Origin of the sequence: Candidatus Centipeda massiliensis (assembly GCF_900290285.1) — a bacterium.
In the GTDB taxonomy this organism is placed as follows: Bacteria; Bacillota; Negativicutes; order Selenomonadales; family Selenomonadaceae; genus Centipeda; species Centipeda massiliensis.
This window is the reverse complement of record NZ_LT985754.1, coordinates 401,041-424,384: the sequence shown is the minus strand read 5'-3', so window position 1 is coordinate 424,384 and position 23,344 is coordinate 401,041. Positions and strand designations below refer to the sequence as shown.

At 58.5% G+C, this 23,344-nt stretch carries 12 protein-coding genes; all 12 read right to left on the bottom strand.

The features are described from left to right. Positions 1 to 9: 9 nt before the first annotated feature. Positions 10 to 687 (bottom strand): RadC family protein, encoded by a 678-nt coding sequence (gene radC / locus C8273_RS02090; protein ID WP_106626174.1) that lies wholly within the window; start codon positions 685 to 687, stop codon positions 10 to 12. Further along, positions 674 to 1,252: a Maf family protein gene (locus C8273_RS02085; protein WP_106626173.1), complete on the bottom strand. Its 579-nt coding sequence runs from the start codon at positions 1,250 to 1,252 to the stop codon at positions 674 to 676. Before C8273_RS02085 ends, radC begins: the two co-directional genes overlap by 14 nt. A gap of 170 nt (positions 1,253 to 1,422) precedes the next feature. Then, positions 1,423 to 2,700 carry an ArsB/NhaD family transporter gene (locus tag C8273_RS02080; RefSeq protein WP_106626172.1) on the bottom strand — a complete coding sequence of 426 codons (1,278 nt, stop codon included), beginning with the start codon at positions 2,698 to 2,700 and terminating at the stop codon, positions 1,423 to 1,425. A gap of 448 nt (positions 2,701 to 3,148) precedes the next feature. Beyond that, on the bottom strand, positions 3,149 to 4,552 hold the full coding sequence (locus C8273_RS02075; protein ID WP_106626171.1) for a glycoside hydrolase family 1 protein: 1,404 nt from the start codon (positions 4,550 to 4,552) through the stop codon (positions 3,149 to 3,151). A gap of 46 nt (positions 4,553 to 4,598) precedes the next feature. Further along, the gene (locus C8273_RS02070; protein WP_106626170.1) at positions 4,599 to 4,892 is read right to left on the bottom strand and encodes an RpnC/YadD family protein; all 294 of its coding nucleotides are present in this window, start codon (positions 4,890 to 4,892) and stop codon (positions 4,599 to 4,601) included. Between the two features lie 29 nt (positions 4,893 to 4,921). Then, the gene (locus C8273_RS02065) at positions 4,922 to 5,110 is read right to left on the bottom strand and encodes a hypothetical protein (RefSeq protein ID WP_199820978.1); all 189 of its coding nucleotides are present in this window, start codon (positions 5,108 to 5,110) and stop codon (positions 4,922 to 4,924) included. Further along, complete coding sequence (locus tag C8273_RS02060) at positions 5,107 to 5,451, bottom strand: type II toxin-antitoxin system RelE/ParE family toxin (protein WP_106626169.1); 345 nt, start codon at positions 5,449 to 5,451, stop codon at positions 5,107 to 5,109. Before C8273_RS02060 ends, C8273_RS02065 begins: the two co-directional genes overlap by 4 nt. Before the next feature lie 101 nt (positions 5,452 to 5,552). Then, positions 5,553 to 6,218 carry a respiratory nitrate reductase subunit gamma gene (gene narI, locus C8273_RS02055; RefSeq protein ID WP_106626168.1) on the bottom strand — a complete coding sequence of 222 codons (666 nt, stop codon included), beginning with the start codon at positions 6,216 to 6,218 and terminating at the stop codon, positions 5,553 to 5,555. Then, on the bottom strand, positions 6,218 to 6,748 hold the full coding sequence (gene narJ, locus C8273_RS02050) for a nitrate reductase molybdenum cofactor assembly chaperone (RefSeq protein ID WP_106626167.1): 531 nt from the start codon (positions 6,746 to 6,748) through the stop codon (positions 6,218 to 6,220). The genes narI and narJ overlap by 1 nt, the downstream gene beginning before the upstream one ends. Continuing rightward, a complete protein-coding gene (gene narH, locus C8273_RS02045) occupies positions 6,748 to 8,169 on the bottom strand; it encodes a nitrate reductase subunit beta (protein ID WP_106626166.1) in 1,422 nt (473 codons plus the stop codon). Before narH ends, narJ begins: the two co-directional genes overlap by 1 nt. Beyond that, positions 8,159 to 11,854, bottom strand: a complete 3,696-nt coding sequence (locus C8273_RS02040) for a nitrate reductase subunit alpha (protein ID WP_106626165.1) — start codon at positions 11,852 to 11,854, stop codon at positions 8,159 to 8,161. Before C8273_RS02040 ends, narH begins: the two co-directional genes overlap by 11 nt. 431 nt (positions 11,855 to 12,285) lie before the next feature. Then, on the bottom strand, positions 12,286 to 23,220 hold the full coding sequence (locus tag C8273_RS02035; protein ID WP_106626164.1) for an autotransporter outer membrane beta-barrel domain-containing protein: 10,935 nt from the start codon (positions 23,218 to 23,220) through the stop codon (positions 12,286 to 12,288). Between the last annotated feature and the right edge of the window lie 124 nt (positions 23,221 to 23,344).

Genomic DNA, 23,344 nt, shown 5'->3' with positions numbered 1-23,344 from the left:
TCCGACCACTCACAACACCCCCTCCTCTGCAAAGCTGAAAAATTCATTGCCTCCGAGAATCACATGATCCGTCACGGGGATGCCGAGGAGGTTCCCCGCCTCCTTGAGCACGCGCGTGAGGCGATGATCCTCCGCACTCGGCATGGGATCGCCGCTCGGATGGTTGTGCGCGAGAATGATGTGCGCCGCACCGCAGCGAATCGCGGGCTCATAGACCTCGCGCGGGTGCACGAGTGTATTCGTGAGCGTCCCCACGGACACATCTGCGACCATCAGCACCTCATTCTTCGCAGAGAGCGGCAGCACGAGAAAGTGTTCCCGCTTCTCGGCAGCAAGACGCGGGCGCAGCAGCGCCGCAACATCCTCTGCCGCGCGTATGCGCGGGCGGGTCTTTGCCGTGCACTGCGCACGCCGGCCGAGTTCAAGCGCGGCAAGCACCGTCGCCGCCTTTGCCATGCCAACGCCCGGGATCCGTGCGAACTCCGCACAGGGCATCGCTAGGATCTCGGAGAGTCCCATCGCACGGAAGCGCGCGACAATCCCACGTGCAAGATCGAGCACATTCTCCCCTGCACGCCCTGTGCGCAGGAGGATCGCAAGCAGCTCCGCATCGCTGAGCGCCGCTGCCCCGTGCTCGATCAGGCGCTCACGCGGCAGCTCCCCCGCCGGCAGCTCACGCAGGTTCATCCGCGTCCTCCATCGTGACCCCCGCCGTGCGCGCAAGCGCCGCAACCGCATGGAGCGGCAGCCCGACCACATTCGAGAACGATCCGTGCATCTCCTCTATATAGATTGCCGCGCGCCCCTGAATCGCATACGCGCCCGCCTTTCCCATCGGCTCCCCCGTCGCAACATACGCGGCGATCTCCGCCGCCGTCATAGGGGCAAAACGCACAATCGTCTCCGCTGCGTCCGTGTATTCGCGTCCGCCTGTCACCCATGCAATCCCCGTCAGCACCGTATGCTGCCGACCCTCAAGCAGCGCGAGCATAGAGCGCGCCTCCGCCGCGTCCTTCGGCTTTCCAAACGCCTGTCCGCTCAGCACGACAGACGTATCCGCTCCGAGCACTGCATGCTCCGGATACTCCTCCGCCACCTTGCGCGCCTTGATGAGCGCATTGTGGATCACCGCATCGCGCGGGTGCTCCCCGTCCTTCACCTCGTCCACGGCAGGGGTGATCGAGACGAACCGCGCCCCAATCTGACGCAGGAGCGCACGCCTGCGCGGTGAAGCGGATGCCAGTATAAACATAGTTCATCTCCCTTTTCTATGGGGCAAAAAGAGGCACCGAAACTGTGTCGGTGCCTCTCACACATTTCTCTATGGAATGGATTCGCCTCCATGCGGATTTTTCCTGCATCCTGTGCATTATTTCTAGGGGGCTGTTGCACGAAGCTAGAAAACTTCGTGCAACAGCCCCTTTACAACAAATACCGCAGATAGACATAGACCGTCGAGAGCACGATCGTGAGGATCATGAGCGGGAAGCCGATCTTGAAGTAGCGGATAAAGCTGATGTGCACGCCGCGCTCCGCCGCCATGCCCGCCACGATGAGGTTGGCGGACGCGCCGACAAGCGTGCCGTTGCCGCCAAGGCACGCGCCGAGTGCGAGCGACCACCAGAGCGGTTCGAGATTCGTGATGCCCATCGCGCCCATATTCTGAATCAACGGAATCATCGTCGCCACAAACGGGATGTTGTCGAGCACAGACGAGATGATCGCACTCATCCAGAGGATCAGCAGCGCCGTCGCCGTCAGATCACCGCCCGTCGCATCGACCGCCGTCTCCGCAAGCTGCGCAATAATGCCGACCTCAATCAAACCGCCGACGGCGATAAAGAGACCGATGAAGAAGAAGATCGTCGGCCACTCAACCGCGTGCATCGCCTTCTCCACGAGATGCTCGCTCCCGCCCGCAAGGAGCAGCAGCAAAAAGCCTCCCGTCAGCGCGATCAGCGAGGACTCGATGTGTGTAAAGGAGTGTGTGAAAAATCCGAGGATCGTCAGCCCCAGAACGAAGAGAGAACGCTTTAAGAGTCTATGATCCGTGATCGCCGCCTTTTCGTCCATCTGCATCAGCTCCGCCTGCAGCTCGGGCGTTGTGACGAGGCTCTTGCGGTAGATCGCAGACATGATGAGCATGACAACCACCATCGAAATGATCGCAATCGGTGCGAGATGCTCGATGAACATGACGAAGGTCAGTTCCTTCACGGCGCTGCCGATCATGATGTTCGGCGGGTCGCCGATCAGCGTCGCCGTCCCGCCGATGTTCGACGCAATGATCTGCGTCAGAAGGTATGGCATGGGATCCAGCTTCAGGATCTTCGTGATGCTGAACGTCACGGGCACCATGAGAAGCACCGTGGTCACATTGTCGAGGAATGCAGAAAACAGCGCCGTAATCAGACAGAGATAGACAAGAATGCGGCGCGGCTCTGCCTTTGCGGCCTTCGCCGCAGCAATCGCCACGTAGTCAAAGAGCCCCGTCTCCTTCGTCACGCCGACGAGCACCATCATACCGACGAGAAGACCGAGCGTTTCAAAGTCCACATGATGCAGTGCGACCTCCTGCGAGAGGATACCGAGCAGCATCATGAGCACCGCGCCGATCATCGCAGCGACCGTGCGGTGGATCTTTTCCGAGACAATCACCATATACATCACAACAAAGATAATCGCGGCCAACGTTTCCATGTAAGCGCCTCCTTTGTACGCAATTTGCGGGCGGCTCCACAGATGCCGCCGCACACGACTTTGTTCAGTTTATCACAAAGTTCAAAAGTGTGACAAGTTTTTTTCCGCGTACAATTTTGAATCCGCGTGCAAAAAAGCAGCTGTGAGGTCATGAGATCTCACAGCTGTTCCGCATACCTGCACATTCCTTCGTTCAAAGCGCCCCCACCACCGCTGCGCTGTTCCCCTCCCCCGTTTCGACGGGGGAGGCTTGGGGAGCGGCATCCGCGTATGTTCCTCCCGCCGCACGGGCGTCTTTTGGCGTACGACCATCATGGTATTTTAGCTTCCCCCGCCGCTGCGGGGGAAGTGCCGAACGCAGTGAGGCGATAGGGGCGCCGGTGGCTTGTACGGCTCTCTTGCGATAGAGATGCACCGCTCGCTCGAATCGCCGATAGGAGCACCGGGGCTATCCCTTCAAACATTCCCCGTTCGTCGCGATCACGTCCTTATACCAGTGAAACGACTTCTTGCGGTATCGCGCGAGCGTTCCCGTCCCATCGTCGTTCCGATCCACATAGATAAAGCCGTACCGCTTTGACATCTGCGCCGTCGACGCGCTCACGAGGTCGATGCAGCCCCACGTCGTATAGCCCATGACGGGCACGCCGTCGGCGATTGCCTCCTCCACCTGCACGAGATGGTCGCTGAGATAGGCGATGCGGTAGTCGTCCGCGACCGTCATGCCGCCCGCACCGTCCGCGACAAGCACATCCTTCGCTCCGAGACCGTTCTCGACAATAAACAGCGGCTTCTGCCAGCGGTCGTAGTAGCGGTTTAGCACAAGGCGCAGCCCCTGCGGGTCGATCTGCCAGCCCCATTCGCTCGCCTTGAGATACGGATTCTTTTTCCCGCCGAGGAGATTGCCGCCGCCCGCCGTGCCGCCCGCGCCCTCACATATACTAACATAGTAGCTAAACGACACAAAGTCCACCGTATGCTCCCGCAGCAGCTGCAGCTCCTCCTGTGTCGCACGGATCTCGATGCCGTTCTCGCGGAAATAGCGTTTCATATAGCCCGGGTACACGCCGCGCACGTGCATATCCCCGAAGAAGTCATTAAAATGCTCCGCACGCATGACGGCGATCATATCATCGGGCGCGGGCGTCAGCGGGTACGTCGGCATCGCGAGGATCATGCAGCCGATCTGCGCCTCGGGGATGATCTCATGCCCGATCCTCGTCGCAAGCGCCGAGGCGACGAACTCATGATGGCACGCCTGATAGAGGTCTTGGAGCGACAGCTCCGACTTCGGCGTCAGTATCCCGCCCGAGAGGAGCGGCTCGTGCAGCACGGAGTTGATCTCATTGAACGTCAGCCAGTACTTCACCTTTCTGCGGTAGCGCGCGAAGATCGTCCGCACATAGCGCTCGTAGAAGCCGATGAGGTCGTGGTTCATCCAGCCGTTGTATGCCTTTGCGAGATGGAGCGGCGTCTCGTAGTGCGAGATCGTCACGAGCGGCTCGATGCCGTATTTCCGGCACGCGTCGAAGAGATCGTCGTAGAACTGCAGCCCCGCCTCGTTCGGCTCGGCATCGTCGCCGTTCGGATAGATGCGGCTCCACGCAATCGACGTGCGAAAGACCTTGAACCCCATCTCGGCAAAGAGGGCAATATCCTCCTTGTATTTGTGGTAGAAGTCGATCGCCGTGAGTTTCAGATTGTCCGCCGTCGGCTCCTCCGTCGGTGCGCCCGTAATGCCGCGTGGCATGATGTCCTGTATGTCGAGTCCCTTGCCGTCCGCATTGTATGCGCCCTCGCACTGATTCGCCGCGACCGCACCGCCCCAGAGAAAGTCCTTCGGAAATGCCATATCGTGCTCCTTTGCCGCTCGATGACAGCACGTGCCGTCTATTGTTTTACGCCAGTTCGACGCCGTTGTCCTGCGCGATCTTGCGGATGAGCGGCTCAGGCAGCTCCGCCGCCTTCGCAACGGTCGCCGTGTCCGTACCCGCACGCAGGAGATTCAGCGCAACGCTGATCACGCCCTGCTTGCGCCCGCGGAACTCCCCCTCGCTGATGCCCTCCAGCTTGCCCGCAGCCTTGCCTTTTTCCCATGCCGCCTGCAGGTCTGCCTCAATCACGCCGCGCAGCGTCTCCACACGCTGCGCACTCAGCGACCGCACAAACTCCTCCACCTTGACCTCACTCATTGTATACGCTCATCCTTTCTATCCACAGCTTATGCAAAGGAAACATGTGCGGTTCGGATTTCCTTTCCTTTCGCCACAATTTCCGTATGCGCATCACGGGGAGCAGATTTTTCCTGCACCGCAAGTTCTTCTTGAAACCAATCCTCCAAGGCATCGTATTCACGCTTGAAGTCAGGATCCTTCATCTTTTCTTTATGGTATTCGGCAAATGTCATCATGACGGATTCCTCCTTCGATAATCCTCTCGGTACTCTTTGGCACGCGCAATTTCCTGCGGCGGGGTCAGCTGCGTTTTCTTGACGAATCCATTCGTCAGAACCGCCGTATCACCAACGATAAAAAAGTACAGTACGCGTGTGATATTCCCACCAAAGGAAATGCGCAGCTCCATAATCCCATCCGTGAGTTCCTTAGAGTGCGGTGCGCGAAGTTGATGTCCTTTCAGTTCCAGTAAGCGAATGGTACGCGAGACCTTCGCATACATCTTCGCATCAAGGGAGTCCAAGAATTCCACGATGGGGATTGTTCCATCCTCTTTCTCGTAGAAGACGATGTTCATCGATATTCCCCCAGTGTTTCTTTCTATCGGAATTATACCACAGAGTGCAATTCTGTTGCAATAAAGCAAAACCGTCCCCCGCAAGGGACGGCTGTAAATTCTTATTTCTTCCGATAGATGATCGGACTGCGCACGAGGTACTCAAACGGTGCACTGAGGCAGTGGACGAGACGCGTGAACGGGAAGAGGAACGCGACTGCCATCCACGAGAACATGTGGATACGGAACATGAGCGGTACGTTCTCCATATAGGAGATGTCCGGACTGAGCATCAGCACGGAGCGGAACCACGGCGAAATCGTCTCGCGGTAGTCAAAGCCGCCCTGCACGGCGTTCAGCGTCGTGGACGCACAGCCAGAGAAGATCGCAAGGAAGAGGAACAAATAGAGCCACTTGTCCATGCACGATGTATTGACCGCCATGCGATCCTTGCCAAAGCGGCGGATCAGCAGGAGGATAAAGCCCCCGAAGAAGAGCACGCCTGCGGGCGCACCGCCGCCGAGCGCGATCATGTGGTAGAGATGCTCGTTGATCCCCGCCGCCTCGGTGACAAATTTCGGGATGAGCACGCCGATGACGTGACCGCCGAATGCCATGAGAAGACCGAGGTGGAACATTGGCCCAGCGATCTTCAGGTCACTCTTGGAGAGGAACTGACTGGACTTCGTCGTCCAGTTCCGCTCAAAGACGGTGTAGCGCACAATCGTCCCCACGATGAGGAACGTGAACGCGATGTAGGGCAGGACGCCCCAAACGAATTGTTTCATTATGCTGTCCTCCCTTCGAGTCCCGCCGCCTCCGTGAGCACGACATCAAGGAGAAATGCGTAGGGCAGCTTCGCCTCGATCAGACGGTCACGCAGGAGTTCCAGTTTCGGACGCACCTCGGTCAGGATGTGCAGTGCCTCCCGCTCAGGCACCGCCGCCGCAAGCTCCAAGATCGCGGGCAGATAGTCGGGCAGCTCATGATCGAGATCATAGCCCGCATCGAGGAAAAGCTGCTTGTATGCGAGCAGTTCCTCAGACTGCTTGCCGAAATCCGTGCGGTTGTGCGTCGTGAGGTAGAGGTTCGTGTTCTGCGAGAAGTCAAAGGCGCGCACGTAGGCATCCTCGTACTCCTGTCGGTCACTCTCCCCGATGTAGCCGAAGAACTCCTCGAACACCTCGCGCGACTGCGGACGCTCGACATCCGCAACTGCCGCCGCATGGGTGGGAACGCCCTCCCACCACTCTGCCGAGGGGTACTCGAACAGGTAGGAGGTGAGGAGGAGCGGCGTCTGAATGCAGTTTGTATCCATCAGCAGCACCCTCCGGGACAGGCATAGCCGACCGAGCCCTGCAGCTCGCGCAGCTTCTCATGCGTGACATCCTGCAGCCCTGCGGGGATGTTGAAGCGGTCGCGGCGCTTGGCAACGCCGAGCAGACGGTACATCGCCTCGTAGGTCTCTACATCGTATGCAAGGTTCTCCGGCAGCGGCTCACCCGTCTGCTTCGTGCGCATGACGGCGCGCAGTTCGAGCAGGACGCGCAGCACGCGCTCAATCGCCGCCTCATCGCCCGCCGTGAGGAGCTGTGCGAGGTAGGCAACGGGGATGCGCATCTCCGCCGCGCCGGGGAAGAACACCTTCTCCTCGACGCGCCGTGCAATCGGGCTGAGGGGCGGTACATACCAGACGTTCGGCAGCGTGCGGTACTCCGGATGGAGCGGGAACGCGAGCTGCCACTCGGCAATCAGCTTGTACGAGGGCGAGTTCTGCGCCGCGCGGATCCAGCGGTCAGGGATGCCCGCCGCCTGCGCCGCCTTTACGGTCTCGGGATCGTTCGGGTCGCAGAGCGCACCGAGGTATGCCTTGTAGATATCCTTCGGGTCGGGCGTGGATGCCGCTGTCTTGACTTTATCTGCATCGTAGAGCAGCACGCCGATATAGCGCATACGCCCGACGCAGCCGTCGCTGCACACGGTCGGCAGACCGTTCTCAAGGCGCGGGAAGCAGAACGTGCACTTCTCCGCCTTGTTCGTCTCCCAGTTGTAGTAGATTTTTTTATAGGGACACGACGGAACGCAGTGACGCCAGCCTCGGCAGCCGTCCTGCGAGATCAGCACCACGCCGTCCTCGTCGCGCTTGTAGATCGCACCCGAGGGGCACGCCGCGACGCACGCGGGATTGAGGCAGTGGTTGCAGAGACGCGGCAGATGCTTCATGAAGATGTCGTGGAACTCAAGCGTGATCTCCTGCTCCATCTTGCTGAGGTTGTAGTCCTTGCGTGCGGACTGTCCGTCGGCAAGGTCGTCCTCCCAGTTCGGGCCCCACTTGATCTCCATGCGCTTCTGGGTAATCAGCGAGCGCGGCCGTGCCACCGGCTGATGGTTGCGCCTCTTCGTGTGGATCAGCGTCTCATAGTCGTACGTCCACGGCTCATAGTAGTCGTCCATCTCGGGCTGCTGCGGGTGGTAGAACAGCTTCGCCAGACGCGTCATCATGCCGCCTGTACGGAGTCCAAGCTGACCGTCCTTCAGTTCCCAGCCGCCCTTCCACTTCTCCTGGTTCTCCCACTGCTTTGGGTAGCCAATGCCGGGCTTTGTCTCGACGTTGTTGAAATACATATACTCTGCGCCGCGTCGGTTCGTCCAGACATTTTTGCAGAGGATGGAGCACGTGTGACAGCCAATGCACTTGTCCAGATTCATGACCATCGCAATCTGTGCTTTAATCTTCAAGCCAATCTACCTCCTCCATGCGCCGCACGACGACGTACGAGTCGCGCTGATTGCCCGTCGGGCCGTAGTAGTTGAAACCGTAGCTGAGCTGCCCGTAGCCGCCGATGAGGTGGGTGGGCTTCAGATGAATGTGGGTCGGCGTGTTGTGCGTACCCGCGCGCGTGCCCGAGATCTTCGAGCCCGGCACATTGATGTGACGATCCTGCGCATGGTGCATAAAGACGCTGCCCTGCGGGAGACGCGGCGACACGACGACGCGCGAGGCGACGACACCGTTGCGGTTATACAGCTCGATCCAGTCGTTGTCCTTCACACCGATCTCCGCCGCGTCCTTCTCGCTCATCCAGACACTCTGTCCGCCGCGGAACATCGTGAGCATCTGCTGCGCGTCGAAGTACATGCTGTGCGTACTCCACTTGTTGTGCGGCGTGAGGTACTTCAGCGTGATCTCCTTCTGCGTGCCATTGAGCGACTTGTTCATCGGACGGAAGTCGAGGATCGGGCGGTAGACCGCCTGTGCCTCGCCGAACTCACGCATGACCTCATGATCCATATAGAAGTGCTGGCGCCCCGTGAGCGTGCGGAACGGGATCAGCTCCTCCACGTTGTTCGTAAAGGGCGTATAGCGGCGGTTCTGGTTGCTGCCCGTAAAGGTCGGCGCAGTGATCGTCTCACGCGGCTGCGCGATGACCTGATCGTAGGTAAACCGATCCTCCTCGCGATCCTTCGCGAGCTTCACGAGGTTGTCGAGACCCGTGCGCTTTTCGACCGCCTCCCATGCGCGGACCGCTGTCCTGCCGCAGGTAGTCGGGGACATCCCGAGCACCGCGTCAATCGCCTGACGCGCCTCGTAGATCGAGGGGCAGCCGTACGAGACATAGTCCTTGTTCTGGATGATGCCGTTGCGCTGACGGATCTCCTCGTAGTCCTCCGCCGAGTCCCATGTATTGCCGTGGCTCGCCGTCTTGCCGCCCGCGTTTGGGCCGAGCGCAATCCACTTCTCATAGAGCTTCGTGTAGTCAATCGTGTTCGAGGCGATGTTGGGCATCGTCTTGCCGGGGATCGGCTCGCACTCGCCCTTGCTCCAGTCACGCACCACGCCGTCCGGCTGTGCCAGCTCCGCCTCGCTGTCATGCCCGAGCGGAGTCGCGGCGATGTTCGTGTACGGCGTAAGCTTTGCGTCCTTTGCCACCTGCGACACCGCCTGTGCCAGCGTGCGGTAGATATCCCAGTCCGTGCGCGACTCCCAAAGCGGATCCACTGCGGGCTGGAAGGGGTGGACAAACGGGTGCATATCCGTCGAGGAAAGATCCGTTTTCTCGTACCACGTCGCCGTCGGCAGCACGATGTCCGAGTAAAGCGCGTTGCCCGCCATGCGGAAGTCGAGCGCAACGAGCAGATCGAGCTTGCCCTCAAGCGCACCGCCCGGCTTCTGCAGCTCCTCCTTCTCGCGCCACTTGACCTCCTGCGGGCGCGTTGCGCAGTCCTCCTCCTGGAAGATGCTGTTCTCCGTGCCGAGGAGATACTTGAGGAAGTAGTCGTTGCCCTTTGCGGACGAGCCAAGCAGGTTGCAGCGCCAGACAAAGAGGTTGCGCGGGAAATTCTCCGGCGCATCGGGATCCTCCCATGCGAACTTCAGGCTCTTGTCCTTCAGGCTCTTGACGATGTAGTTCTTGATGCCGTCCGCACCCTCGAAGCCCGCCGCCTTTGCATCCGCGGCGATATCGTTCGAGCCGCGGTTGAACGTCGGATAGGACGGTGCCCAGCCGAGACGTGCCGCCATGACAGCGTAGTCCGCTGCGTGGCTGTAACGCGCCGGCTCGTTTGCCGCCGTAATCGCATCCGTCTGGATCTCATCACTGCGCCACTGATCGGTCGCAAAATAGTAGAACGAGGTCGAGTTGAGCAGCTTCGGCGGACCCTGCCAGTCCGAGCCGCTCATGATGCGTGCCCAGCCCTCGTTCGGACGGAGCTTCTCCTGCCCGACGTAGTGTGCCCAGCCGCCGCCGTTGCGCCCCTCGCAGCCCGTGAAGAGCAGGAGGTTGATGATCGTGCGGTAGACCGCATCCGCATGGAACCAGTGGTTGATGCCGCCGCCCATGATAATCATGGTGCGCCCGTTCGTCTTGATGGCGTTGTCCGCGATCTCGCGCGCCGTCTTGATGACGAGATCGGGCGAAATGCCCGTGTACTTCTCCTGCCATGCGGGCGTGTACGGCGTGTCGTCCTCGTACGAGCCTGCACTCTCGCCGCCAATGCCGCGGTCGATCGCATAGTTCGCAAGCGTGAGATCGTAGACCGTCGTCACGAGCACCTCACCGTCCGCAGTCTTTACGCTACGTACGGGCAGAGCGCGCGAGAGCGTACGCTTGGCGCGGTCATTGCCAAAGTACGGCAGCTCAACCTCCACCGTCCCCGTCTTGTCGTTCCAGACAGAGAGGCGCGGGCAGATCTCTGCGCCCGTGTCGCGGTTCTCCTCGCGGATGTTCCACTTCTCCTGATCGCTCCAGCGCTCGGCAAGCGTGCCGTTCGGAATGACGATCTCGCCCGTCTTGTCGTCCACCACGTAGTAGCGGAAATCCGCGTGCTTCTCGTCGCGCCCCATATCGCGTGAGGAGAGCATGCGCCCGGGGACGTACGTGCCGTCCTCACGCTTTTCGATGCGCACAAGGAACGGGAAGTCCGTATACTTCCGCGTGTATTCGAGGAAGAACGGCGTGGTTTTATCTACGTAGTACTCCTTCAGAATGACGTGACCCATCGCCATCGCCATTGCGGAGTCACTACCCACCTTGAGCGGGATCCACGTATCCGCGAACATCGAGGACTCAGCGTAGTCGGGCGCAATCGAGACAACCTTTGTCCCCTTGTAGCGCACCTCTGCCATAAAGTGTGCGTCCGGCGTACGCGTGAGCGGCACGTTTGAGCCCCATGTGATGAGGTAGCCCGCGTTGTACCAGTCGCTCGACTCGGGCACGTCCGTCTGCTCGCCCCAGATCTGCGGGCTCGCGGGCGGCAGATCGGCGTACCAGTCGTAGAACGAGAGGCCGACGCCGCCCATCAGCTGCATGAAGCGGATGCCCGCCGCATAGCTCAGCATCGACATCGCCGGGATAACGGAGAAGCCGAAGATGCGGTCGGAGCCGTAGGTGTACGCCGTGTAGAGCACGGACGCAGCGATCAGCTCGCTGACCTCCTGCCAGTTCGAGCGCACAAAGCCGCCCATGCCGCGCGCCTGCTTGTACTGCTTCTTCTTTGCGGGATCGGAGGCGATGCTCTTCCATGCCTCGTACGCGCTCGGATGCGCCGCACGCGCCTCACGCCAAAGAGCCGCGAGTTCCCCGCGCATATACGGGTACTTCACGCGGTGCGGGCTGTAGAGATACCACGAGAACGTCGTCCCACGCGGGCAGCCGCGCGGCTCGAAGTCCGGCATATCCGGCGCCGTCTCAGGATAGTCCGTCGCCTGATTCTCCCACGCCACAATCCCGTTCTTGACGTGGACGTTCCAGCTGCACGACCCCGTGCAGTTGACCCCGTGCGTCGTGCGGACTGTCTTGTCGAACGACCAGCGGTCGCGGTACATGTTCTCCCATGTGCGCCCGCCTTCATTCATCTGGGCATGGCCGCCCGCAAGCTCCGACGTAGGAATCAGATACTTGAACTTTTTGAAGATACTGCTCACGCCTTCACCCCTCCATTATTTTCATTTGTATTGAAAAGACTTATATACACAATACGATTTTACTATAACGACGTTGGTCCCGCTGTGAGCAAAGTCACAGTTCCATAAAATTTTATAATCGAAAATTATTCTTTCTATTAACTCTTGCTATTGTATAGGAATCGCTGATAAGATGAAGTCCGTCAGATTGGCGTAGATTTTTCGTCCGAACAAGGAGAGAGTCCGACACATAGCAGGGGCTATGTGGAGGATCGCGGGCACAGCGCAGACAAAAAAGATGCGTCCAGATGGCATGGCTGAATGTATCAGTGCTTCCTATGTCGTCGTTGCTGCGGGATCTCCCGAACGACACGAGAAAGGGGCGTTGTACGAAGTTTTCGCTTCGTACAACGCCCCTCTTTACTTATGTTGTTTAAAAATTCAGCGATTCCTTAGAATGCCCAGTTCACATGAGCGCCGCCGGAGTAGCCCTGACGCTTGCCCTGCCAGCCCGCAAACCGCAGGTCATACGAGAAGCGGCTGTCCTTCGGTGCAAAGCGGTAGCCCACTTCGAGCATTCCGCTCCCGCCGCGCAGTGACGGACTCGGGGTCTCATACCCCATAAAGCTTGCCGTCGCCTTTCCGCTCAGCTCATACTCCCACGCAAGTCCTGCGAAGATCTCACTCTTGTCGCTGTCCTTATGCGTGTAGCTAAAGCCCAGACGCACGCGGTTCGAGTTTACTGCGCCGAAGTTATATTCATCGACGTTCGAATTGCGTCCGCTCGTATGGATCTTTGCCTGCATGCCGGACTGGTACGACCAGAAGTAGCGCAGGTATGCGTTCACTCTGTCTTTCTCGTTGGTCTTCATCTCCTTGCCAATGCCCAGATGCGCCGCATAGTACGCATTCGAGCTGTCATAGCTTGAGCTGGTGCCCGAATAGAGCGAGCCGCTGTAGTCGCTGCGCGTCTTGCCGCCGTGCAGTGCCGCCTCTGCCCAGAGTCCCTGTGCATTCTCTACGCGTCCCATGACGCCGAGTCCAAGGTAGCTGACTTTGCCGCTGCCATGGACGCCGCTGTCGAGGTAGGAGTCGTATTTGCCCTTGCCGTATTCGACGAAGGGGCTGAAGAGGAGGGTGCTGCCCGTCTGCCCGAGTTCCCGCGTCCAGCCGACGGCAAGTCCGTAGCCCTGCGTGTCGCTGTAGGAGCCGGATTTGACGGTCATGCCGCTCTGCTCCATCGCTGCCCAGATATGGTAGCCGCGTGCGTCCTTGTCTTTGTCGCCGCTTCCCTCTTTCTTGGCAGAGGTCATGCCCGCGCCTGCAAGAAGGTCTGCGCCGCCGTTGATGAAACTGGTCGCACCTGCTCTGGTTTCGGTAAAGGATTTGGTCTCTTCACTGATGGCTGCCCGCGTAACGGTTGCGATCAGCTCGTCACTGTTACGCTTCATGATGTCAAAGCCGTAGAGGAGGGAGACGCCCTGCATGGTCTCTACGTGGTTGACGAGGGTCTGCGGTGCGGGCGGCGCGATGCTGTCCGCATCGGTGGTCAGTGTGCCGTTTCCTGCAACTTTCATGAGGCTGATGACGTCATTGACCTTCAGTCCCCGTGCAAGCCCATTGACGCCGACACCGACGTCGATGCCGCGGATGTCTTTGCTCGTGGTACCGAGGTTCAGTATGGTCGGGTTCTCGTTGGTGATGCCTTCATTCAGGTAGAACTGGAGGTTCTTGATGCCCGTAAAGTCGCCGGCGTAGGACTGCTGCGTCAGGTCATGGTGGACGGCAAGGGTGTTGTTGCTGTCGTTTGCGCCGCCGTTGCCGCCCTTGATGGTGCTATTGACGCGCGATCCCGTGAGGTTGATGATGTTGTCGCGGTTGCTGCCGGTGGCGTTGCCCGCAGCGACATCTCCGGTGACGGTGGATCCCTTGCCGATGTTCACAATGTTCCCCACGGCGGTGATGCAGCTGCCGCCAAAGACGCTGCCGTCGACGGTGATGCCGTCCGCGATGTTCACGGTGTTGCGCAGAGATGCGTTATGTGCGTGTCCACCGTAGACATTCCCCGTGACGTTTGCGTTCACGTTGACGGTGTTTTCAATGGCATCCAAGCCATTCGTGCTGTCCGTGGAGCCGCCGACGATGTTGCCGGTGACGACTGCGTTGACGTTGACCACGTTCTTAACGGCATTGCCGTGTGTGGAGTGTCCGCCGGTGATCGTGGTCGAAGCGTTCGAGGTCGGCGCTGCGGAGATGGTTACCGTATTCTCTTCGGCGTTGTTCTTCGCCTCTGCGCCCATAACGCTTGCACCGCTGATAGTGCCGCCCTTGATCTCTGCCGTGTTCTTTGTCGCCTTGCCCGCGCTCTGTGCGCCCTTGAGGCTGCCCGTGACTGTGCCGGAGGAGATGATGGCATGGTTATTTGCCGCGTCTCCTGCGGTCACGGTTTCCGCACCAATGGCGTTGGTGACACTGCCGCCCTTAATTTCTGTTGTGTTCTCTTCGGCTGTGCCGCTCTGGCTCTGTGCTCCGACGAGTTTGTCTGTGACGCTGCCGCCCGTGAGGATGGCTTTGTTCTTCAGGGCTTTGCCGCCCACGGTCTTTGCGCCGTAGGCATTCACTGCACTGCCGTCTTCGACGGTGAGGATGTTCTCCTCTGCCGCACCGTTTGCGGTCTGTGTGGCACCCGCAATGGCGTTATTGACGGCTGCACCTGTCTTGAGCGTGAGCTTGTTGTTCTTGGTCGCACCATCTGTGCCGTAGACGGTCTTGCCGCCGAATACGTCGCTGCGTGCGTTGCTGTTTACGTCGACGCTGGCATTCTGCCACTTATAGGCGGAGAGATTGAGGCTGCCGCCTGTGGTTTCCTGTTGGTTGTTGTCTGTGACAAGGCTGTACTCGGCATCGCCCGTGCGCTCACTGCCTGTGCTGGTGTAGCCGCTGAGGGTGAGTTTCTTGCCCGCTGCCATCTGGAAGAGGTGGACGTTCTTTTCCATGACGCTACCAAGCCAGTTGGAAACGTCTGCGCCTGCCGGCTTTTCGATGGTGCTGTAGGTAAGAGTCGTATCCTGATTGAGTGTGAGGACGGTATCCCCATCGGTAAGATTCGAGCCAAGGCTCCATGTGATCTTGCCGAAGTTTTCGAGGCTTCCTACCTGTGCTCCCTTGCTCTTGAGGTTGAGGACGTTGCCCTCGGCAGACTTGTTGCCGCCGATGAGTTTGCCCGTGACGGTGACAGCAGCATCATTCGTGCCGTCACCGATGGTGATCTTGTTGCCCGTGGTCGTGCCATTGCCGCTCGCGAAGCCGCCGTAGACATCACCCGTGACACTTCCGCTGTAGAGGTTAATGTTGTTCTGTGTGGCTGCACCGCTGGCTGAGGCGTGTGTGAGTGCGCCTCCGTAGAGGTTTCCTGTGACATTTGCGCCTTTAAGGTCGATGATATTGCCCGTGGCATTTCCTGCCTCGGTACGGACATCGGCACCATAGCCGTCGGTAATGATTGCGCCGCTGTTCAGTGTCAGCGTATTCTCCGCCGCATCGCCCGTCTTCTTGTAGCCGCCGACACCGTCGCCCGCCTCAAGGTTCTGGGCGATGCCGCCGGCTGCCTTGGTGATCGTGCCCCCCGTAACGTCGAGCGCGTTCTTTGTGACCGTATTGCCGACCTTAGAGCGTCCGCCCCATGCCTCGGGAGCAGTGCCCGCGCTGTAGGTCGGATGGTTGTTGGCAAAGCGGTAGCCTGTGACGTCGACTTTCTTGTCACTGTCTGTTTCGTGTTCCGTGTTGAGGACGTATTCGTAGTCGCCGTCCTTCTTCGTCTCACGCGCACGTGCCGCATCGTAGTTCGTAAAGTTTATGTCGTTTGCGCTGTCAAGGAGTGTCAGGATATGGTCGCTCGTCGGGCTTGCCGTGATGGTATCCAGGTTCTTCAGCTTCATCTTCGACCAGTCAATGCTGGTTCCTGCACCGTTCGTGAGCGTCAGCATGGTATCCCCGTGGCTGACGTTGTGCGCTGCGTCGAAGTTGACGTTCTCGAAGTTCTTGACATCCGCCGCACCTGCATTACGGCTGTTGACGTTCAGCGTATTATCTGTTGCCTCTGCCTTGTTTCCACCGTAAATGGTGCCGACGGAAGTCGCTGTGAATGCCGTGGTCTCCGTGCCAAGGTTGACGGTGTTCCCCGTGGTCTTGCCCGTGCCGTTTGCAAAGCCGCCGTAGACATCGCCCACAGAACCGCTCAGAATGTTGACGGTGTTGCCCGTGGCGTTTCCACTTGCAGCAGTATTCGTGAGTGCCCCACCGTAGAGGCTGCCACTAACGGTCGCACCCTTGAGGTCAATGACGTTGCCCGTGGCATTCCCTGCCTGTGTGCGTACATCTGCACCATAGCCGTTTTGGATGCTTCCGCCTTCCAGAAGGAGTTTATTGTTTGTCGCATCGCCCGTCTGGAGGGGGTTGCCATGCGCATCAAGCTTGTTGTTCTCCACAACTCCGCCGTACGCCGCTGTATTGATCGTGCCGCCCGTGACTTTGAGTGTGTTATTCTCGACGGTATGACCGACCTTGGTGCGTCCTGCCCATGCCGCGGCATTTGTGCCGTCAGCTGTGGTGTAGGACGCTGCATCATTGTCCTTAAACTGGTAGCCTTCCAGTGTGACGTAATGATCCGCTGTCGCCGTATTGTTATCCGTGTTGATCACATACTCGAACTTGTCCGTGGAGTTGTCCTTTGCGCCCGCATACCCTGTCGTCGCAATGCCCGCCGTGTTCTCGATGAGGTTCAGCTTGTACGGCTCGTAGGTCTTGATGCCCGCACCCGTAAGGCTCGATGTGTCAACTTCGAGCTTCGCCCAGTTCAGCCCTGTGGTCTGCGCGCCGTTATTGAGTGTGAGCAACGAGTTTGCAGGATTGATGGTGCTGTTCAGGTGGAATTTGACGGTCTCAAAGTTATGGATATTGCCCGCCGTCGCGTTGGTCTTGACGTTCAGCGTGTTACCCGTAACATCTGCCTGATTGCCGCCGTGAATCACGCCCGTCACCGCAGTCACAGCATTGGTCGTGCCGTCGCCAAGATTTACAGTGTTGCCGGTTGCCACACCACTTGCCGTATGACCGCCGTATACGCCACCCGTGACATTGCCGCCGTAAAGGTTGAGGACGTTGTCTTTCGCCGCGCCCGAGCCGGCATTGTCGCCGCCGTAGACGGAGCCAGTGACAGAGCCGCCCGTGAGCGTGAGCGTGCTGCCCGAGATGCTTCCCGTTGCAGCTGTATCACGAATCTGACCGCCGTAAACAGAGCCGCTGATATTGCCGCCCGCGATGTTGACCTTGCTCTTTTCAATTTTGCCCGTTGCGCCCGCAGCGGTAAGTGCCGCACCGTAAACGTTCGTAACGGAGCCGCCCGTGATCTCGGCACTGTTCTCCGTGGCATTGCCGTCTTTCGTACGTACCTGCGCACCGTAGGCGTCTGCCACGTTTGCCGTACCGTTAACAACGATCTTGTTATTTTCGGCGTCACCCGTGGTAACACCCGGCTTGTTGTTGATGACAAGTCCGCCGTATGCCGCTGTATTGATCGTGCCGCCCGTTACACTGAGTTTGTTGTTCTCTACCTTATTGCCAACAGCAGAGCGTCCTGCCCATGCCTCTGCGTGCGGTGCCGCCTCGTTATACGTTGCACTGTGGTTCTTGTACTTGTAGCCCGCTGCTGTGACCTGCGTCGAGGATGCCGTATGATTCAGTGTGTCGATGGTGAACTCAAAGTCCCCGCTCGTCGTGCTCTTGACACCGCCGCCCGCCGTATAGGTGTTCGTCGCCCCCTGCTGGAAGCTGATGCCGTGTGTATTCTCCATGAGAACGAGGTTGTACGCCTCATAGGTCTTGATCGGGGCGTTGAATTTCTCGGCGTTGACGTCCAGTGTGCGCCAGTCGAGGTTGTTCGTTCCGCCGACGGCACTGAGCCCCAGCATGGGCGCACTCTGTGTGAGTGCGTTGCTGTTGAGGTTGAACTGCAGTTTCCCAAAGTTCTGGATGTTCCCTGCTTGTGCATTGGTGTTGACGTTCAGTGTGTTGCCTGTAACATCCGCCTGGTTGCCACCGTAGATGGTGCCATTGATCGTTGTCCCTGCGGCAAGGCTGTGCTCCCCGTCGCCAAGATTGACGGTGTTGTCCGTCGTTGCACCGGAGCCGTTCGTAAAGCCGCCGTAGATTCCATGCAGTGAACCGCCCTTGATAGTAACGGTATTGCCCTTGGCATTGCCCGCACCGGCATTATGACTACCATAAACAGTACCACTTACGGTGCCTCCGTTGATGGTCATTTCATTGGCATCGGCATTTCCCGTAGCTGCCGCATCGGTGAGTGCCGCACCATAGAGATTGCCATGCACGGTACCGTCATTCATTTCGACAATGTTTTTCGTAGCACTGCCCGCCTTGGTTTTGACCTCGGCACCGTAGGCATTGCCGGTCTGTGCCCCCGTGTTCAGGATGAGCTTGTTCTTCGTCGCATCGCCATTGGTCTTGTAGTTGCCGCCCGAATCCCGCTCCGTGTTTTCGACCATACCGCCGCGCGCCGTAAGTGTCGCACTGCCGCCCGTGAGCGTCAGCTTGTTGTTCGTGACGGTCTTGCCGATGATGGAGCGTCCGCCCCATGCGTCCGTGGCCGGGCCGCCCGCATAGTTCGCCCCTGTGTTGTTCTGGAAGCGGTAGCCCTTGAGGTAGACGTTCTGACTTGTGGCATTGTTGCCGTCGGTCGTGATGTCCGCCTCGTAGTCGGCGGACTGGATGCGTCCGCGCGTTCCTGTCGTGCTGTAGTTGCTGAGGTTGATGTTATTTGCGTTGTGCAAAAGCGTGAAGATGTGGTCGCTTGTCGCGCTCGCTGTGACGCTGTCAAGTCCTTCAACAGAAAGCTTGTTCCAGTCAAGATTTGTAGCGTTGCCGTCATTCAGCGTCAGGAAGCTGCCGCCGACCGCAACGCGGGACGGGTTGACTACCTTGAAGTGAACGGTGTCGAAGTTCGCAATGTTGCCCGCCGACACAGTGTCGTAAACGTTGAGCGTATTGTTTGTCGCATCTGCCTTGCTGCCGCCGTAGATGGTGCCCGAAATGCTCGTACTCGAAGCAACGGCATCGGATTCCGTGCCGAGGTTCACGGTGTTGCCCGTGGTTGCACCCGTCCCCACCGTAAAGCCGCCGTAGATGTCTTTCATCCTGCCGCCCGTGACGGTGACGGTATTGCCCGTGGCATTTCCTGCTGCCGCGGCATGGGAAAGATAGCCGCCGTAGACGTTGCCATAGCCTGCGCCATAGTGTACGCTATTGCCGACTTCTCCACCCGAGATATTCACTTTGTTGCCCGTTGCGTTGCCACTTTGCACGGAGGTAAAGCCGCCGTAGATTGTGCGCACGTTGCCCGCTTGGAGGTTCACGATATTGCCCGTGCTGTCGAACTTTGCCGCAGCCGTTGTGCCCGTGCCTGCCGTCCAACCGCCATATGCGTCACGATGGTTCGTGCCGTTCAAGGTGAGAGTATTGCTTGTAGTCGTGTTGCCGATGACGGAGCGCCCTGCCCAGACATCCTTCGCCGCATCGCTCGTCGTTGGCGTGACAACTGCACCCTTGAACTGGTAGCCGCCGAAGAGGATCTGCTTTGCCGTTCCCGTGCCGGTGTCGGTGTCAATGGTGTATTCGTTCGTCCCCGTGGAGGAGATTTCCTTCGCACCATTGTAATTAGGAATGTTAATATTGCTGAGGTTCTGCATGAGGACGGATGTTCCGCTCGGTGCATCGCCGGTATGGGTAAATTTGTTCCAGTCAAAACTGGTTGCAGAGCCGCCGACGAGATTCAGCATGGGATTCGCCTGGTTGAAGGTGCTGTTGAAGTTGAACTTCACCATGCCGAAGTTCGCGATATTGCCCGCTGTGGCGTTGGTGTTGACATTCAGGACGTTATTGGTGTCCGCCGCCTGATTGCCGCCGTAGATGGTGCCCGTAACGGTGGTGCCGCTCGGAAGGCTGTGCACTCCATCGCCGAGGTTTACGGTGTTGCCCGTGGTTGCGCCAGACGCGGTGTGTCCGCCATAGACAGAACCAGAAACAGTGCCGCCGTAGAGGTTCAGTGTGTGTCCGGTCGCTGCGCCTGTTCCTGCGGTTTTGCCGCCGTAGACGGAGCCGGTGACAGAGCCGCCTGATATGGTGATTTTGCTGCCCGTTGCATCACCCGCCCCCAAGGCAATATCACTGCCGTACACGGAGCCGCCGATCGTGCCGCCCGAGACTTTGACTTTACTTTCGGTGAGCGTGCCGCTGCCCGCCGTATGCGCACCATAAAGAGAGCCGGTCAGCGTGCCGCCGGTCATTTCGGCTTTGTTCTTGGTTCCTGTGCCCGTGCTTGCCGCATCCGAAAGCTCCGCACCATAAGCAGAGCCGCTGATGGTTCCGCCCGTGATCTTGACGCTGTTTTCGTCCGCACTGCCGCCCTTCGGCGTTACCTTTGCGCCGTAGGCATTGACAATATTGCCGTTTGAGATTTCGAGCGCGTTACGTTCCGCTTTGCCCGCCGTGGTCTGGAACGTGCCGTCCGCGTTGTGCTGTTTGTTCTCAACGAGGGCGCCGTATGCTGCGCCTGTGATCGTGCCGCCCGTGACGGTGAGTTTGTTGTCCTGCACCTTCGTGCCGAGCTGCGTGCGTCCGCTCCATGCGTTTGTCTTACTGCCGTCCGCCGCAGTGAAGGTCGCGTTATGGTTCTTGTATTGGAATCCTTTGACGACGACGTCGCTTGTGGTGTTCACGGTATGGTTGTCCGTGTCGATGACGTATTCGTAGTTCCCCTTGAGCCGCCCCGTCGCGCCGATGGGATTGTAGGTGTTGGTCGATCCCTTCATGAAGCTGATGCCGCCCGTCTTGTGGATGGCGTTAAAGATTTTCTCTTCGTAGGTGCTTGCGGTAAAGCCGCTGTAGTCCTCGGGATTCACCTCGACGCCCGCCCAGTCCAGGCCCGATGCGTTCGTGACCGTGAGGAGGGGATTCGTCGGCGTGTACGGCGTCATGGCGTCCTTGAGGTTGACCTTGATCTTGCCAAAGTTATGGATGCCTGCGGCCGTGATGCCCTGCGCGTTGATATTGAGCGTGTTGTCCGTTATGACATCGCTCGCCGATGCGCCGCCGCCGCCATAGAGGGTGACGTTGCTGAATGTGGGCGCAGTAAATACACCTGCATCCGATCCGAGGTTGACGGTGTTGCCCGTCGCCTTGCCCGTGCCGTTCGTGTAGCCGCCGTAGATTTCGGTACTGCCGCCGAATGTTCCGTTCTCGATGTTGATCGTGTTGCCCTTGGCATCGCCCGCCGAGACATTGTTCGGCGGTGTGAGTGCCGCGTTCGGGGCAATGTACCCGCCGTAGAGCTTGCCGCCCGCGTTCAGCGTGCCGCCCTTGATGTTGACGGTATTGTTCTTCGCATCGGCGTTCTTCGTGGTGTCGACCGCCGTCGGATTCGTCTCGCTCGTCGGATCCACAAGCAGATGCACGCCCTCCGTGTAGCCTGCATAGCCGTTCGTCACCGTACCGCCTGTGTTGAGGTTCAGCGTGTTGTCGTCCGATCCGCCATTGAGTGCGTTCGTATAGCCTGCACGCGCGTTTGTGTAGCTGATCGGCACATGCGCAGACGTCTCCTGAATGTTCAGCGTGTTGTGATTCGTGGTGTTGCCATACTTGGAATAGCCCGCATGGATGTCCGTTCCGCTCACCGCCGGCGTCTCCGTTGCATTCTGGAAACGATTGCCGTCGAGAGAAAGGACGGAAACCCCTACCGTCCCCGTAGCAGTTGTATTGGCTCTCTTGCCAAACTCATAGTCGCCGACCGTGCCGATAAGAGTAGGCGTGTAGTTGGTGAGAGTGAAGCCCGAACCTGTATAAAGTGTCAACGTAGGATTATTGACACCCTCAGAAGTTAACTTTCTTACCCATTCCGGCAGCCCGGTGACGCTGATCTTTGACCAGTCAAAGCTCTGCACCGAGTTGTGTGTCCTAAACATCGTGTCCCCGGACGCCACAGCATCATTCAGCACAAACTTCAGTTTCTCAAAGTTTTGAACGTTATAGGCTTCGTTTTCCTTGCCCTTGATCTGCAGCGTGTTTCCCGTAGTGAAGTCCTTGCCGCTGCCGGTTCCCCATCCTCCGTAAAGATTCAGATAATAATTTATACCGCCGCCTGCTGCGCCCGCCAAGGTGATCGTATTCCCCGTCGCATCCCCTTGGGCAGACCAACCCCCATAAACCTGCGTCTGCCCATAATACTGATTCGCCGTCGTATTCTTCAGTATGACCTCATTGCCTATAGAGTCTCCAACAATCGACTGCGTGTAGCCGCCATACAAGTTGCGAGCACTGATATTCAGCCCATCCACCGTCAGCTTGTTGGCCTTGGTCGTATTGCCCAGGGTCGAGGTGCCGCCATAAATCGCGCCATCAAATAACGCGCTTGTTGACGGGAGCGCCGGTGAGGACGGATCTGTATCATATTTTACATCTGCATGCTGAAACTGGTTTCGGTCAAAATAGATCTTGCTTGCACTGACTGACGTGGCACTCGGTGTCGTCGTATCCGTCGTAATGCCATACTCATAGTTGCCCGACGTGCCGTTGACCGGTGATGTCCCATAGTTCGTCAGTGTCACACCACTGCCATCGTAGAGATAGGCGCGCTTCGTCCCGCTGCTTCCGGACAGCCACGTCGACGCACCCTCCACGCTGATCTTTGACCAGTCAAAGCTCTGCACCGAGTTGTGTGTCCTAAACATCGTGTCCCCGGACGCCACAGCATTATTCAGCACAAACTTCAGTTTCTCAAAGTTTTGAACGTTATAGGCTTCGTTTTCCTTGCCCTTGATCTGCAGCGTGTTTCCCGTAGTGAAGTCTTTGCCGCTGCCGGTTCCCCCTCCTCCGTAAAGATTCAGATAATAATTTGCACCGCCGCCCGCCAAGGTGATCGTATTCCCCGTCGCATCCCCTTGGGCAGACCACCCCCCATAAACCTGCGCCTGCCCATAATAATTATTCGCCGTCGTATTCTTCAGTATGACCTCATTGCCCGCAGCATTCCCAAGCCCCGTTGTATAACCGCCATACAAGTTGCGACTAATGATATTCAGCCCATCGATTGTCAGCGTATTATGATGCACATTTCCGGGATCCGTCGTAGAGGGACTGATCGCCCCGCCTGTAATCGGGTCAGCAGGCAGAGGATGTCCGCTATCATACGTCACGTCGCCGCCCGTCACATCCGCAGCAGATGTGTATTTTAAATCTGAAAAGAGTGTCCCTCCCGCGGACAGAGCGAACGCAACGAGAAGCGACAGCTGTCGTTTGTTTTTCCATTCCTTTAACATGACGATCCCCTCCATATTATTCCGTTCCAACCTATAGCTATTCTATAGTACTATAATCCCAACTATACTCTTCCTCTCATCTCGTGTCAATATGATCTTATGACTTGTGTCATTTCATTTTCTG